The organism is Pseudomonas baetica (assembly GCF_002813455.1).
Taxonomy (GTDB): domain Bacteria; phylum Pseudomonadota; class Gammaproteobacteria; order Pseudomonadales; family Pseudomonadaceae; genus Aquipseudomonas; species Aquipseudomonas baetica.
Genome location: NZ_PHHE01000001.1, coordinates 6,341,868 through 6,356,350, shown reverse-complemented (window position 1 = coordinate 6,356,350; position 14,483 = coordinate 6,341,868). Strand labels below are relative to the sequence as shown.

Below are 14,483 nucleotides of genomic sequence, written 5' to 3'. Positions count from 1 at the left end.
CCAGGCCAGTGAAACAGTTGGATTGTTCAACGATCAGTTGGAGAAGACGAACTGGCCTTTGATCTTTTTCGCGCCAATCAAGGCGAGATCCGGGAACAGCAGCGATTTGACCCAGGCGGCGTAGAACATCATAGCCAGCGTGAAAACCACGCCGAGCACAGTCGACACTGGCTCCTCGCTATAGCCTGCAAACATGCGCGGAACCTGACTGATCGTGAAGGTGACATAGATCGTGTAAACCACCGCGATCCCCTTGTAGAAGCCCCACGCAAACAAGAGCGGAATGACGCCGACAATTAGCATCATGGCCAAAGCCATAGCGATGCCACCATCGTTGATTTGAACAAATCCAGCCAGCATACCGATAATCCCCAGAATGCCCGTCAGCACCACCAGGAAGGTCACTTTGCCTGAATGTCGCTTTCTGAGGGTCGGGTCCGGGCGCCCCCCGATCCATGCCGCCAACACTCGATCCTTGACCTTGCCACCGGACAGCGCGTTGAAGGTTTCAGTCTTGGACCGGCCGGCGTCGAGCATCTCGACCAGTTGCCGCTTGATTTCCCGCTTGTTCAACTTATTCATCCTTAAACGTGCGAGCAACGGCCGACCCGTTGCCGCCGGCGATTCTCGCCGTTGGCCCCCCAGAAAGCAAAAAGCCGCTACCACCCGAAGGTGGCAGCGGCCGAGGCATGAGCCCCAATAGAGCAATCAGTGCACGAACAGGGCGATCAGGATAATGATCGGGATCGGTACGCCGAGGAAAAACAACAGTAATGAGCGCATGGTGATTCTCCTTGTTTAACGGACTGGAGGCAGAGTGGACGAGGTGGCGTAGGTGTCGACTTCAACGTACTCGACTGCATCACGACGACGGCCGCCGTAGGTAGCCGCGAGACTGGCAAAGAAAGCACCGGCCAACAGCGCAATGAACATCCACAACGAAGTCAAGGCAGCGACTTTCGCAGCCGTGTCAGCCGCTTGTTGGGCTTTCACTTTGGCGTCGGCGATGGCTTTCTGAGTGCGGGCGTAGATTTCATCGACGCGACGTTCCGCATCGGCCTGACTCAGGTTGGTACGTTGGGCAACGAGTTGCGCGAGGTAGGTACGGTCTTCAGCGCTGAGCTGACCGTTAGCCAGGCTTTGGGCAAAGATTCGCGCCACTGCGCCATGGGCGGCGTCATCGCTGACGGACGCAGGACGATCATCGCGGAACAGGCTGTCGATGAAGTAGCCGTATTGATTGCTGTCAGTGTTCGCCGCTGCAGAACCGGCCGCTTGGGTCACAGCGCTTGCGGCACCGCCAGCAACACTGGCACCGGCCTGTACGCCGCCGCTGATCACGCTGCTGACCGAGCCGACCAGCAGAATCGCGGTCACCAGCGTGGCCACGCACCAGGCCAGGAAACCATGCGCGGTGTCGCGGAAATACACTTCATCACCGTGCATGTTCGCCCACTTCACTCGCAGGCGACCGGCAATGTAACCGCCCAGCCCGGAGGCGATGATTTGCGTCGCCGCCAACCAGACAATCGTGGAAATGCCCAGGCCCTTGGCGCTGATCCCCTCCCCGGCCCATGGCGAAACGGCTGAGAAACCCAAACCGAAACCAAGCAACACCAGAATCATCGACAGTGCAGCGGCAGCCGCGGCACCCGCGAAGATCGCGCCCCAGGACACGCCTGAGACGTTGCTCGACTCTCCTTCGTAGGCAGCATAAAACCCATCAGAGGATCTATTCATTGTTGTAGTGCTCCAGGCATGAAAAATGGTGTTACAACTCGTCACACTACGAATTGCAGCGACCGTGCCAGTTGCCAACAATAAATAAATCGTTGTATTTCAACACATTAGAAATTGTGAACTTCTTAGGACATTGCAAATTGCAACAAGGGGATGAATACGGCGGGTTTTATGCATTGGCAAAAAACCCGCTATTTACGCTTGTAGCTCTTGTTACCACTGGGCGTCAGGCAATACACGCCGCCCCGTGGACCGGTGCAAAACGATCCCGTGCCACAGGCGCAGCCGTCGTTGCTTTGCAGCAGTTTTTGCGCTCGGGTCTGGCCCTGATTGCCGAACATCGCCGCACAGCTTTTCTTCGAACCACTGATAGAGCCGTCATTGCACAGAAACAGATCGCCGTCGCAGCGATCAATACCACCCTTCTTCCCCGAGCACGGTGTGTTTGCTGCTACGGTCGAAGCGCTCACCAGCGCCAGCAACAGACCGATCACAGGCATCCAGCCAATGCGATTCAAAGTACCCACGGAACAACTCCCTGTTGAATTTATGGCCAGATGATATCAACGTTCCGTCAAATTAATCCCTGGGTCCGCCCAATGGCAGCTACAACATGAAAGTTAATTTAAAGCGTCACGGAAAATTCTTGGCAAAATGCTCCCATTCCGTTTGAACCGATCAAGGCCTGCCCTATGACGCGTATTTTGACCATCGAAGATGACGCCGTGACCGCCCGGGAAATCGTCGCCGAACTGAGCAGCCACGGGCTCGACGTGGATTGGGTCGACAATGGCCGCGAAGGCCTCGACCGTGCCGTGAGCGGCAACTATGACCTGATCACTCTCGACCGCATGCTGCCGGAACTGGATGGCCTGGCCATCGTCACCACCCTGCGCACCATGGGCGTCGCCACGCCGATTCTGATGATCAGCGCCCTTTCCGATGTCGACGAGCGTGTACGCGGCTTGCGCGCTGGCGGCGACGACTACCTGACCAAACCGTTCGCCACCGACGAAATGGCCGCGCGGGTTGAAGTGTTGCTGCGCCGGCAAAACAGTGGCGGCGCCCACGCGACCACGTTGCAGGTGGCGGATCTTCAACTGGATTTGATCAGTCACGAGGCTAGCCGCGCCGAACAGGTCCTTACGCTGCTGCCGACCGAATACAAACTGCTGGAATTCCTCATGCGCAACAGCGGCCAGATTCTGTCGCGGATGATGATTTTCGAAGAGGTCTGGGGCTATCACTTCGACCCCGGCACCAACCTGATCGACGTGCACATCGGCCGTTTGCGCAAGAAGATCGACGCGGCGGGCAACGTTCCGTTGATTCGCACGGTACGGGGCTCGGGTTATGTCATTGCCGAACCCGTCTGACGGCTGGCGCTCCTCCAGCAGCCGCTTGCTGGCGCTGTACAGTTCGCTGTTCGTGGCCTGGAGCGCGATCCTCATGGGGGTCATGTATTACGAGGTTTCCGGCTACCTCGACAACCTCGCCAAGCATTCGCTGATGCAACGTCAGCATCTGTTTTCGCATTTTCGCGGCGAACAACTGGAAGAAGCGCTGGCCGCGAGCATGACCTTCGACATTCGCGGGATCGACGCCTACGGCCTGTTTGACGCACAAGGCCGGTACCTTGGCGGCGCCTTGCAACAGATCCCCGAAGGCCTGCCGCTGGACGGCAAGATCCACATGCTCGCCGAATGCGCCGACTCCAATGATCCGACCCTGCCCGCGGACAGCTGCGACGCCGTCGCCACCCAGACCCGCGACGGCCGCTGGCTGGTGTTGCTACGCGACAACGGTTCGCTGTTCGCGGTGACGCGAATCATTTTGCATGCGTTGTTCTGGGGCGTATCACTGACGATTCTGCCGGGGATTGCCGGCTGGCACTTGCTGCGGCGGCGTCCGTTGCGGCGCATCCGGGCGATCCAGGACAGCGCGCAAGCTATCGTCGCCGGTGACCTGACCCACCGTTTACCGCTGTCCAATCGCCGCGATGAACTGGACATGCTCGCCGCCATCGTCAACGCCATGCTCGAACGCATCGAGCGCCTGATGAATGAAGTCAAAGGCGTCTGCGACAACATCGCCCACGATTTACGCACGCCGCTGACCCGCTTGCGCGCCCAGTTGTATCGCATGCAACAGCAGGCTGGCGAAGGCTCGCAAGAGGCAGCGCAACTGGATCTGGTGCTGGCTGAAGCGGATACGCTGATGGCGCGGTTTCGTGGCTTGTTGCGCATTTCCGAGCTGGAGGACCGGCAGCGCCGCTCAGGGTTTGTCGAGCTCGACCCGGTGCAGTTGCTGGAAGAGTTGCATGAGTTTTACCTGCCGCTGGCCGAGGAAGGCGAACTGCGCTTCGAGCTGAACATGCCGCAGACACTGCCGCCGCTCAATGGTGATCGGGCATTGCTGTTCGAGGCTTTGGCGAATCTGCTCAGTAACTCGATCAAGTTCACGCCGGCCGGTGGCACGGTGATTTTGCGCGGGGTGAATGACGCCGGGCACACGCGGATCGAAGTCCATGACTCAGGGCCGGGGATTCCCGAGGCAGAGCGTGAAGCGGTGTTCCAGCGCTTCTACCGCGCCGAAGGTGGGCAGGCGCAAGGCGGGTTTGGTTTGGGGCTATCGATTGTCGCGGCGATTGTCAGCTTGCATGGGTTTACGCTTGAAGTGAACAGCAGTGACCTGGGTGGGGCGAAACTGGTGCTTGATTGTCGGCAGAGTTTGATCGAAAGCTCCTGATCCCCCACCTTGGAATGAAATCAATGTGGGAGCGAGCCTGCTCGCGAAAGCGGTGTGTCATTCAACAAAGATGTTGCCTGACATTTCCTCTTCGCGAGCAGGCTCGCTCCCACAGGTTCTGTGGTGGCTGATTAAGCCGGGTAGTTGGCGCGCAGCGCTTCAAGGCCGCCTTGGTAGATACCGCTAAAAAGCGCCACCACTTCCTCATCACTCACGCCTTTGGCGTTAAAGCGCCCAGACCAGGTCACCCGTGCGCCCTGCCCTTGGGCTTCAACCTTGATCGTCGCCAGATAATCAGTGGCCGGGAACGGTGCCTGCTCAATCGAATAGCTGTAGGTCTTGGCAGCGTTATCGAACGCTTGCAGGCGCTCGATTATCACAGCGCCATCGGCGGTTTGCAGGGTGCGCACACGCCCGCCGTCGCTCAGTTGGCTGTCGGCAATGAACGGCAGCCAGTCCGGCAGCGTGTTGAAGCCGCCGATCAATTGCCAGACCTGATCGGCCGAAGCCGGGATATCGATTGTTGCGGATGCAGTTGCCATAAAAAATGTCTCTCCTAAGGAATTCAGATTGTCAGGCTGTCGGCCACGCCACCGTCGATTCGCCGAGCGGCGCCGGTAGTGGCCGAGGCCCCGGCGTCTACTGACTTCAGGTCGCGTATCTGACGGGCAAGGCCGCTCAGACCGAATCGAACAGCTCATGCGTGGGCAAATTATCGCAGTTGCAGATCACCCGATTGCGTCCACTGGCTTTGGCTTCATACAACGCCTGATCGGCGTCATTGAGCCAACGGGTGGCATCGTCGTGAGCCGGGTCGTACGCCGCCAGACCAATGCTCAGGCTGACCTTCAACGCCGGATTCTGTTCGTAAACGAGGGTGGCGAAGCGTTCGCGCAAGGCCTCCATGGCCTGCGCGGCATTGAACAACGGCAAATCCGGGAGGATCACGCAGAATTCATCGCCGCCGTAGCGCCCGGCAATATCGTCGACGCGCAAGTTCTGCTTGAGCATCTTGCTCAGTTGGCGCAGGACGATATCGCCGGCCACATGGCCATAGGTGTCGTTGATCGCCTTGAAGTGGTCGATGTCGATCAGCGCGATCGCAGCGCCCTGCTGCTGGCGTCTGCAACGCTGAAAGGCGATGTCCAGTTGATCCTTCCAGGCGCCGTGATTGAGCAGGCCGGTGAGGCTGTCGGTGCGGCTCAGGGCCAGCAGTTCGCGCTTGTGCAAGCCCAGCGTATAGGCCTGGCGAAAGCAGATCCAGCCCAGCGCCAGCGGATACAACATCAGCAACGGCAAACAGGCATACAGTTGCAACGGTGAGGTTTGCGCAACGAACGCCGGGGCAAACACCACCAGCCCAACACCGACCCCGAGCAATTGCGCAGCAGACCCGGCCAGCAGAAAACGCAGACCGCCAATGGCCACGTTGTTCATCGCCATCATCGAAATGGTCGTGGCGCTGGGCAGCGGATTGAAATGCATGGCGGCAACCCAGAAGCCGCCGAGAAAAGCATCGATCAACAGATTGCGGTGTTCGGCGTGGTAAGGAACGCGCGCACGGCGAGCCCATTGAAAGGCCAGATGCGGCCAGACCAGACCGTTGAACGCCATCAGCGCCCAAACCCAGAGCGGCGGGTCCAGCGGGTACATCGCCACGCCCACGCAGAGCAGCCCCAGCACTAGTCCGAGGGTTCGCGACGTGTACAGCCTCCTTGCCAATGAAAGTCCCTTTCCCCCCTTGTTTCCCATAAGGGCCTCGATAACTCGATGGAACTTGCGCACACCCCCAAAAGCGGTGTTCCCGGAGTCTAACAGGGCGCCGTTGAATAGCCATCACCGGCCGGCAGGCTCCCGTCCACCGTGGGAATTTGCGAGCACACAGTGCAAATATTTGGCTATACATGAAAGGACGAAAACGGAAAAAAATTTATAAGAAGGAGGCTCATGCACACCTATCGAGTGTTGATCATCGGCAGCGGGTTTGGCGGCCAGTGTGCGGCGGTGAACTTGCTCAAGGCCGGGATCGACGATTTCCGTCTGCTGGAGCGTCGGGACTTCTTCGGTGGCACCTGGTGCCAGAACACCTACCCCGGCGCGGCGGTGGATGTGCCATCGCCGCTGTACTCATTGTCGTTCGCGCCGTATCGCTGGTCGCAGATGTTCGCCGAACAGGCAGAACTGCAGCGCTACACCGAACATGTGATCGACACGTTCGACCTGCGCGAGCGAGTGGAACTGCAGGCCAACGTCGAATGCATCGAGTGGGACGACGTTGAAAAGCGTTGGGCGGTTCACACCAGCGCCAAGGGCATCTTCCATGCGCAGTTCGTGATCAACGCCAGCGGACCGTTGAGCCAACCGGTGATCCCGCACTTTGCCGGGCAGGAGCGTTTTCAGGGCAAGACTTTTCACACCAACCAGTGGGACCACCGCTACGATTACCGGGGCAAACGCGTGGCCATCGTCGGCAGCGGCGCCAGTGCGGCTCAAGTGATCCCGGCGATTGCGCCGCAGGTTGAGCAATTGCATGTGTTCCAGCGTACACCGCACTGGGTGCTGCCCCGTGCAGATCGCCGGTTCGGGCGTTTCCAGCGCTGGCTGCTGGGGATCAAACCAGCCCATAAACTGCTGCGCTGGCTGCTCTACTGGCAATTCGAAACACGGGTTATCGCCTTCAAATACTCAAAACCGGCGATCCATATGGTGCAGCGCCAAGCGCTGCGTTTTCTCAAGCGCCAGGTGACGGATCCGCAACTGCGAGAAAAACTCACGCCTGATTTCACCATTGGCTGCAAGCGGGTCCTGGTCTCCAGCACCTATTACCCGGCCCTGACCCGGCCCAACGTTACGCTGCACAGCCACGAGCAAGGCATCGCTTCCATCGACGAAACCGGTGTCAACACGCAGGATGGCCAACACATCAAGGTTGACCTGATCGTCTGGTCGACCGGCTACGACGCCACCGACGGGGTGATTTCCTACCCTGTCAGCGGAAAAAACGGCGTACAACTCAGAGAGGTCTGGGCGCAATACCCGCGCGCTTACCTCGGCACCAGCCTGCCGGACTTTCCCAACCTGTTTATCGTCACCGGCCCCAACACCGGCATCGGCCATACCTCGGCGCTGTTCATCATTGAAGCGCAGATGAACTACATCCTCGACTGCATCCGCACAGTGCAGACTAAAGGCTTGCGCAGCATTGAAGTGCGCCCCGAAGCGGAACGTACCTACACTGCAATGATCCACCGTGAGATGGAGCGCACAGTCTGGAAGTCCGGCGGCTGCCACAGTTGGTATCAAAGCCGCGACGGTCATGTGATCGCGATGTTTCCCGGCTTCAGCTTCAGCTATTACCGGTTGACCCGGGCGTTGAAACCGGCAGACCACATTTTGTCCTGAACACGTAAAAGGAAGACGTCTGATGCTTTTGCTGTTTGTCGCTCTCGCGGTTTTCGTGGCCTGGAGCTGGTTGAGTTACCCGGCGGTAGGTCATTGGCTATATGACCTGAGCATGGCCCTTGAGGCCAAGTTGTATAAATTGCACAAAATCGAGGTGCCGATCACCGAGATGACGGTTTCGACCTGGCAAGGCGGGCCCTACGAGGCGGCCAGCGCGATATTGATGCTGCACGGCTACAGCGCCGACAAAAATCTGTGGCTGCGCTTTGCCCGGCATTTTGTCCGCGAGTACCGGGTGATCATCCCGGATCTGGCCGGCCATGGTGAAACCGGCTTCAAGGCCGGCGGTGGCTACGATATCCCGGTGCAGGCCAAGCGCATGATCCAGTTGCTCGACGTCTGCGGCGTGGAAAAAGTCCATGTGATCGGCAACTCGATGGGCGGCTACATCGCCGCGTGGCTGGCCGCAACCTACCCGGAGCGGATCGCCTCAGTGGCACTGATCGACCCGGCCGGCGTCACGGCACCGCAGGCCAGCGACATGGAGCGGCATCTGGCCCGTGGGCACAACCCGTTTCTGATCAACTCCCGGGAAGAGTTCCAGCAGTTTTATGCAATGACCATGGCTGAGCCGCCGTGGGTGCCGAAGCTGGTACTGGACGCCATTGCCCAGCGCTATGAACGACAACGAGATGAACTGGAAGAGATCTTCCGCGATTTCCGTGCCAGTGCGCCGATGGAGCCAAAACTGGCCGACATCAAATGCCCGGCGCTGTTGCTGTGGGGGCGCAAGGATCGGCTGATCGACGTCAGCAGCGTACCGATCTGGAGCAAGGGCATCGCCAATCTGCAGGTGGACGTCTGGGACGGCGTCGGACACATGCCGATGGTCGAACAACCGGCGAATACGGCGCGCCTGTATCGGGAGTTTCTGGGTAAGCAACGATAAATGCCCGCACCCTGCAGCCAGTAAACAGGATTTGAGATGAACATTCTTTACGACGAACGCCTCGACGGCCCGCTCCCCGTCGTTGATAAGGCGAAGCTGCTCAAGGTTATGCAGCAGGCGCTGCCGGATCTCGACCTTCTCTGGCGTGAGGAAGAACTCAAACCCTACGAATGCGATGGATTGTCGGCCTATCGGACCACGCCCATGCTGGTCGCCCTGCCCCGGCGACTGGAACAGGTGCAGACCCTGCTCAAGCTCTGCCATCAACACAACGTGCCGGTGGTCGCGCGTGGCGCCGGCACCGGGTTGTCCGGCGGGGCCTTGCCACTGGAACAAGGTCTGCTGCTGGTGATGGCGCGATTCAACAACATCCTGCACATCGACCCGGCCGCGCGCACCGCACGCGTCCAGCCGGGCGTGCGCAATCTGGCAATCTCCCAGGCTGCCGCACCGTTCGGGCTGTATTACGCGCCGGATCCGTCGTCGCAAATCGCCTGCTCGATCGGCGGCAATGTCGCGGAAAACGCCGGTGGCGTGCACTGCCTCAAGTACGGTTTGACGGTGCACAACCTGCTGAAAATCGAAGTGCTGACCATCGAAGGCGAACGCCTGACGCTGGGCTCCGACGCCCTCGATTCAGCGGGTTTCGACCTGCTCGCGCTGTTCACCGGTTCCGAAGGCTTGCTGGGGATCATCACCGAGGTCACGGTCAAACTGCTGCCCAAACCCCAGGTCGCCAAGGTGCTGCTGGCCAGTTTCGATTCCGTGGAAAAAGCCGGGCGCGCCGTGGCCGAAATCATCGCGGCGGGCATTATTCCCGGAGGCCTGGAAATGATGGACAACCTCGCCATCCGCGCAGCTGAGGATTTCATCCATGCCGGATACCCGGTGGATGCCGAAGCCATCCTGCTGTGCGAACTCGATGGTGTCGAAGCGGATGTCCACGACGATTGCCAGCGGGTGCGCGAGGTCATGACCGAGGCCGGTGCCACCGAAGTGCGCCAGGCCCGTGACGAAGCCGAGCGCGTGCGCTTCTGGGCCGGGCGCAAGAATGCCTTCCCGGCCATTGGCCGCCTGTCGCCGGATTATTACTGCATGGATGGCACCATCCCGCGTCGCGAACTGCCCGGCGTGTTGCAAGGCATCGCTCGCCTCGGCGAGGAATACAACTTGCGCGTGGCCAACGTGTTCCATGCCGGCGACGGCAATATGCACCCGCTGATCCTGTTCGACGCCAACCAACCCGGCGAACTGCACCGCGCCGAAGCCCTTGGCGGCAAGATACTGGAACTGTGCGTGCAGGTCGGCGGCAGCATCACCGGCGAACACGGGGTCGGCCGCGAGAAAATCAATCAGATGTGCGCGCAGTTCAACAGTGACGAACTGAGCCTGTTTCACGCGGTTAAAGCCGCGTTTGACCCAAAGGGCCTGCTCAACCCCGGCAAGAACATCCCGACCCTGCACCGCTGCGCCGAATTCGGTGCGATGCATATTCATGCCGGGCAACTACCGTTCCCTGAACTGGAGCGCTTCTGATGGCCGACTTCGATGCCAGCAGCGCCCTGCTCGATCAGGTCAATCAAGCGCGCGCCAACGCCACGCCACTGAAGATTCAGGGCGGCAACAGCAAGGCTTTCCTTGGGCGCGAAGTGGCCGGCGAAGTGCTCGACACCCGCGCGCATCGCGGCATCGTTCGTTATGACCCGACTGAATTGGTGGTCACTGTACGTGCCGGTACGCCGTTGTCCGAGCTGCTCGCCGCGCTGGACGCTGCCGGGCAAATGTTGCCGTGCGAGCCGCCGGCATTCGGCGAAGGCGCCACGGTCGGCGGCATGATCGCCACCGGGCTGTCCGGGCCACGGCGACCATGGTCGGGCTCGGTACGCGATTTCGTCCTCGGCACGCGAGTGATCACCGGCCTTGGCCAGCACTTGCGCTTCGGCGGTGAAGTGATGAAAAACGTCGCCGGTTATGACCTGTCGCGGCTGATGGCTGGCAGTTACGGCTGCCTCGGCGTGTTGACTGAAGTGTCGCTGAAAGTCCTGCCCAAACCTCGGCAATGCCTGAGCATCCGCCTCGATATCGACTGCACCCGCGCCTTGGCCAATCTTGCCGAATGGGGCCAGCAACCACTGCCGATCAGCGCGGCGTGTCACGACGGCGCCAGTTTGTACCTGCGCCTGGAGGGCGGCGAAGGCTCGGTGACGGCGGCGCATCAACGCTTGGGCGGCGAGCCACTGGACTCGGTGTTCTGGCGTGACTTGAACGAGCAACGTTTGCCGTTTTTCGATGAAGGCCTGCCGCTTTGGCGCTTATCGCTGCCGAACAATCTCGGCCCACTGGACTTGCCCGGCGCGCAACTGATCGACTGGGCCGGCGCGCAACGCTGGCTGAAATCCGACAAACCGCACATCCAGATCCTCGCCCAGGAGCTCGGCGGTCACGCCACGTGCTTCACTCACGGCGCCAGCGACTCGCCGTTCCAGCCGTTGGCCTGGACCCTGCTGCGCTATCACCGGCAACTCAAGGCGCAACTCGACCCGCAAGGGCTGTTCAACCCCGGTCGTATGTACGCGGAGTTCTAGCCATGCAAACCACCCTCAGCGAGCAATCCCGACAGCTGCCCCGCGCTGCCGAGGCGGAAAAGATCCTGCGCACTTGCGTGCATTGCGGCTTTTGCAACGCCACCTGTCCGACCTATCAACTGCTGGGTGATGAACTCGATGGCCCGCGCGGGCGCATCTATCTGATCAAGCAAGTGCTCGAAGGCGCGCCGGCCACCGCGCAGACGCAACTGCACCTGGATCGCTGCCTGTCGTGCCGCAACTGCGAAACCACCTGCCCGTCCGGCGTCGATTATCACAACCTGCTCGACATCGGCCGGGCGGTGGTCGATCACGCGGTACCGCGTCCGGCCGCGCAGCGGTTGTTGCGTGAAGGGTTGCGGGCACTGGCGCCGAATCCCGGTTTGTTCAAAGGCTTGTTGCGGCTGGGCACGACATTCCGACCGCTGTTGCCGCGAATATTTGAAAGCAAACTGCCGCAGCATCTGCCCAGTTCAGGCTTGCGTCCGGCACCACGGCATGCGCGCCGGGTGTTGCTGCTGGAGGGCTGCGTGCAACCGGGTTTGTCCCCCAATACCAATGACGCCACGGCGCGGGTGCTGGATCGACTCGGGATCAGCATCACCGCGGTGACAGAAGCAGGTTGTTGCGGCGCGCTGGACTACCACCTCGACGCCCAGGCCAAAGGCCTCGACCGCGCCCGGCAGAACATCGACGCCTGGTGGCCGCATCTGCAAAACGGTGCCGAAGCCATCGTCCAGACTGCCAGCGGTTGCGGCGCGTTCATCAAGGATTACGGGCATCTGCTCGAAGACGATCCGGCTTACGCCGACAAGGCGCGGCGAATCAGCGAACTGACCCTCGATCTGGTGCAGGTCATCGCGCAGGAACCGCTGGAGCAAGTGTGCGCCGCCAGCGAACGGCGGATCGCCGTGCATTGTCCGTGTACCTTGCAGCACGCGCTGAAGCTTGGCGGCGCAGTGGAAGCGGTGCTGACTCGCCTGGGCTTCAACCTGACCCACGTGCCGGACGGGCATTTGTGCTGCGGCTCGGCGGGCACTTACTCGTTGACCCAACCGACGATCGCCCGGCAATTGCGCGACAACCGTCTCAATGCCCTGGAAAGCGGGCGTCCTGAGCTGATCGTCACCTCCAACATCGGCTGCCAGAGTCATCTGGCCAGCGCTGGTCGGGCCCCGGTCAGGCACTGGATCGAACTGGTGGATCAGTCGTTGGCAGAATGAAGTTCGTAGGATTCTTCGTTTGCCCACGCGGGAGAAGGCTGCGATCTTTTCCTCCACCCATCTCGTGACCGTGGCAGGAATTTTTTTCATGACCGTGCAGCCTTTCGTCAGCCCCGACCTGATCCGCCAACGCTTCTCCAAAGCGATGTCCGACATGTACCGCGAAGAAGTCCCGCTGTACGGCGCGCTGATGGAACTGGTGGAGCAGACCAACCGCGACGTGCTTTCACGTCAGCCAGACATCGCCCGGCAACTCGACAATACCGGCGAAATCCAACGCCTCGACATGGAGCGCCATGGCGCCATCCGTGTCGGCACCGCAACGGAACTGGCCACCCTCGCTCGCCTGTTCGCGGTGATGGGTATGCAACCGGTGGGTTATTACGACCTGACCCCGGCAGGCGTACCGGTGCATTCCACGGCGTTTCGCGCGGTGCATGAAGAGGCGCTGCAAGTCAGCCCGTTTCGGGTGTTTACCTCGTTGTTGCGGCTGGAGTTGATTGAAGATCCTGAGTTGCGCGCCTTTGCCGACTCGGTGCTGGCCAAGCGTTCGATCTTTACTCCTGCGGCATTGCGCCTGATCGCCGAGGCTGAAACGGCAGGAGGACTGAGCGAGACCGAAGCAGCAGAGTTTGTCCTACAGGCATTGGAGACCTTTCGCTGGCATCACAGCGCCACCGTCACCGCCGCGCAGTACCAGACGTTGAGCGCCCAACACCGTCTGATCGCGGATGTAGTGGCGTTCAAAGGTCCGCACATCAATCACCTGACACCGCGCACTCTCGACATCGACGTCGTTCAGGAGCAGATGCCGGCCCATGGCATCACGCCCAAAGCAGTGATCGAAGGTCCGCCGCGTCGGCAATGCCCGATCCTGCTGCGCCAAACCAGTTTCAAGGCGCTGGACGAGCCGATCGCCTTCACCGACCAGAGCGAAACCCGTGGCAGCCACAGCGCGCGTTTCGGCGAAATCGAACAACGCGGTGCAGCGCTGACGCCCAAGGGCCGGGCGCTGTATGACCGCCTGTTGAATGCGGCGCGGGAGGAACTGGGTGATTTCCCCAATGAAGCCAACGCCGCACGCTACAACGCGCTGATGACTCAACACTTTGGCGAATTCCCTGACAGCGTCGAGGGCATGCGCGAACAGGGTCTGGCGTACTTTCGCTACTTCGCCACGGCCAAGGGTCTGGCGGCGGGTAGCCTCGGTGAGGCCTCGCTTGAGGATTTGTTGCGCGACGGTCATGTGAAAGCTGAACCGCTGGTGTACGAAGATTTCCTGCCGGTCAGTGCGGCGGGGATTTTTCAGTCGAACCTTGGCGATGCGGCGCAGACACACTATGGCGAGCACTCCAATCGTCAGGCATTCGAACAGGCGCTGGGACGTCCGACCATTGATGAGTTGGGGTTGTATGCGCAGACGCAGCGGCGTTCGATTGAAGAATGCGCGCAAGTGCTGGGCCTGAAAATAATCTAACGGCAGGTCGTCGGTAGATCAAAAGATCGCAGCCTTCGGCAGCTCCTACATTTGGAATGCATTTTTCCTGTAGGAGCTGCCGAAGGCTGCGATCTTTTGATTTTTTAGTCAGTGCACTGCCAGTGATGGCCTTCGGCCGTACTGCGCAAGAAGTTGCGCAGTACCCCATAATAAAACACCCCTCTGAAGCGCTACAGCCCATACGTCACGGGGCCTGCAGCCAAGTGCGCAAGAAGTTGCGCAGTACTGCGCAACTTCTTGCGCACTTTTACCCCCAAACCACGACCAAACATCCTATGTTTAGCGACCGACACCCGCTAACCCCCCGGATTCAGGTCCCCTCACACAAGCTGGCACGC

13 protein-coding genes are annotated in these 14,483 nt (G+C 60.4%); 8 read left to right on the top strand and 5 right to left on the bottom strand.

All coding sequences use genetic code 11. From position 1 onward, the window contains the following. Window positions 1–33: 33 nt before the first annotated feature. From ATI02_RS29595 to ATI02_RS29585, 3 genes are all read right to left on the bottom strand, one after another. Window positions 34–573, bottom strand: a complete 540-nt coding sequence (locus ATI02_RS29595; protein WP_095190209.1) for a hypothetical protein — start codon at window positions 571–573, stop codon at window positions 34–36. 225 nt (window positions 574–798) lie between these two features. Next, complete coding sequence (locus tag ATI02_RS29590) at window positions 799–1,740, bottom strand: hypothetical protein (protein WP_100848119.1); 942 nt, start codon at window positions 1,738–1,740, stop codon at window positions 799–801. Window positions 1,741–1,931: 191 nt separating this feature from the next. Continuing rightward, the gene (locus ATI02_RS29585; RefSeq protein ID WP_095190223.1) at window positions 1,932–2,240 is read right to left on the bottom strand and encodes a YdcA family protein; all 309 of its coding nucleotides are present in this window, start codon (window positions 2,238–2,240) and stop codon (window positions 1,932–1,934) included. Between the two features lie 192 nt (window positions 2,241–2,432). Here ATI02_RS29585 and ATI02_RS29580 point away from each other — a divergent pair, with 192 nt between their 5' ends. Next, window positions 2,433–3,116, top strand: coding sequence for a response regulator transcription factor (locus ATI02_RS29580; protein ID WP_100848118.1), 684 nt, complete (start codon window positions 2,433–2,435; stop codon window positions 3,114–3,116). Beyond that, a complete protein-coding gene (locus tag ATI02_RS29575; protein WP_100848117.1) occupies window positions 3,094–4,488 on the top strand; it encodes a sensor histidine kinase in 1,395 nt (464 codons plus the stop codon). The genes ATI02_RS29580 and ATI02_RS29575 overlap by 23 nt, the downstream gene beginning before the upstream one ends. A gap of 131 nt (window positions 4,489–4,619) precedes the next feature. Here ATI02_RS29575 and ATI02_RS29565 read toward each other — a convergent pair whose 3' ends face one another. Together ATI02_RS29565 and ATI02_RS29560 are read right to left on the bottom strand one after the other, a co-directional pair. Further along, window positions 4,620–5,030 carry an SRPBCC family protein gene (locus ATI02_RS29565; protein ID WP_095190213.1) on the bottom strand — a complete coding sequence of 137 codons (411 nt, stop codon included), beginning with the start codon at window positions 5,028–5,030 and terminating at the stop codon, window positions 4,620–4,622. A gap of 136 nt (window positions 5,031–5,166) precedes the next feature. Continuing rightward, on the bottom strand, window positions 5,167–6,240 hold the full coding sequence (locus ATI02_RS29560) for a diguanylate cyclase (protein ID WP_100848116.1): 1,074 nt from the start codon (window positions 6,238–6,240) through the stop codon (window positions 5,167–5,169). A gap of 195 nt (window positions 6,241–6,435) precedes the next feature. Between ATI02_RS29560 and ATI02_RS29555 the strand changes: the two genes are divergently transcribed. The 6 genes from ATI02_RS29555 (at window position 6,436) to hglS (ending at window position 14,124) form a co-directional block, all read left to right on the top strand. Beyond that, window positions 6,436–7,890 carry a flavin-containing monooxygenase gene (locus ATI02_RS29555; protein WP_100848115.1) on the top strand — a complete coding sequence of 485 codons (1,455 nt, stop codon included), beginning with the start codon at window positions 6,436–6,438 and terminating at the stop codon, window positions 7,888–7,890. 22 nt (window positions 7,891–7,912) lie between these two features. After that, window positions 7,913–8,839, top strand: a complete 927-nt coding sequence (locus ATI02_RS29550; RefSeq protein WP_100848114.1) for an alpha/beta fold hydrolase — start codon at window positions 7,913–7,915, stop codon at window positions 8,837–8,839. A 36-nt stretch (window positions 8,840–8,875) separates the two neighbouring features. Further along, window positions 8,876–10,375 carry a glycolate oxidase subunit GlcD gene (glcD, locus tag ATI02_RS29545; protein ID WP_100848113.1) on the top strand — a complete coding sequence of 500 codons (1,500 nt, stop codon included), beginning with the start codon at window positions 8,876–8,878 and terminating at the stop codon, window positions 10,373–10,375. Continuing rightward, window positions 10,375–11,424 carry a glycolate oxidase subunit GlcE gene (gene glcE, locus ATI02_RS29540; RefSeq protein ID WP_100848112.1) on the top strand — a complete coding sequence of 350 codons (1,050 nt, stop codon included), beginning with the start codon at window positions 10,375–10,377 and terminating at the stop codon, window positions 11,422–11,424. The genes glcD and glcE overlap by 1 nt, the downstream gene beginning before the upstream one ends. Window positions 11,425–11,426: 2 nt before the next feature. After that, the gene (gene glcF / locus ATI02_RS29535) at window positions 11,427–12,647 is read left to right on the top strand and encodes a glycolate oxidase subunit GlcF (RefSeq protein WP_100848111.1); all 1,221 of its coding nucleotides are present in this window, start codon (window positions 11,427–11,429) and stop codon (window positions 12,645–12,647) included. A gap of 88 nt (window positions 12,648–12,735) precedes the next feature. Continuing rightward, the gene (gene hglS / locus ATI02_RS29530) at window positions 12,736–14,124 is read left to right on the top strand and encodes a 2-oxoadipate dioxygenase/decarboxylase HglS (RefSeq protein WP_100848110.1); all 1,389 of its coding nucleotides are present in this window, start codon (window positions 12,736–12,738) and stop codon (window positions 14,122–14,124) included. Window positions 14,125–14,483: the final 359 nt, after the last annotated feature.

Excerpts from the sequence above, each read along its gene's own strand:
- ATI02_RS29590 (WP_100848119.1), bottom strand. The coding sequence starts at position 1,740 with ATGAATAGATCCTCTGATGGGTTTTATGCTGCCTACGAAGGAGAGTCG.
- ATI02_RS29585 (WP_095190223.1), bottom strand. The coding sequence starts at position 2,240 with ATGCCTGTGATCGGTCTGTTGCTGGCGCTGGTGAGCGCTTCGACCGTA.
- ATI02_RS29580 (WP_100848118.1), top strand. The coding sequence starts at position 2,433 with ATGACGCGTATTTTGACCATCGAAGATGACGCCGTGACCGCCCGGGAA.
- ATI02_RS29575 (WP_100848117.1), top strand. The coding sequence starts at position 3,094 with ATGTCATTGCCGAACCCGTCTGACGGCTGGCGCTCCTCCAGCAGCCGC.
- ATI02_RS29565 (WP_095190213.1), bottom strand. The coding sequence starts at position 5,030 with ATGGCAACTGCATCCGCAACAATCGATATCCCGGCTTCGGCCGATCAG.
- ATI02_RS29560 (WP_100848116.1), bottom strand. The coding sequence starts at position 6,240 with ATGGGAAACAAGGGGGGAAAGGGACTTTCATTGGCAAGGAGGCTGTAC.
- ATI02_RS29555 (WP_100848115.1), top strand. The coding sequence starts at position 6,436 with ATGCACACCTATCGAGTGTTGATCATCGGCAGCGGGTTTGGCGGCCAG.
- ATI02_RS29550 (WP_100848114.1), top strand. The coding sequence starts at position 7,913 with ATGCTTTTGCTGTTTGTCGCTCTCGCGGTTTTCGTGGCCTGGAGCTGG.
- glcD (WP_100848113.1), top strand. The coding sequence starts at position 8,876 with ATGAACATTCTTTACGACGAACGCCTCGACGGCCCGCTCCCCGTCGTT.
- glcE (WP_100848112.1), top strand. The coding sequence starts at position 10,375 with ATGGCCGACTTCGATGCCAGCAGCGCCCTGCTCGATCAGGTCAATCAA.
- glcF (WP_100848111.1), top strand. The coding sequence starts at position 11,427 with ATGCAAACCACCCTCAGCGAGCAATCCCGACAGCTGCCCCGCGCTGCC.
- hglS (WP_100848110.1), top strand. The coding sequence starts at position 12,736 with ATGACCGTGCAGCCTTTCGTCAGCCCCGACCTGATCCGCCAACGCTTC.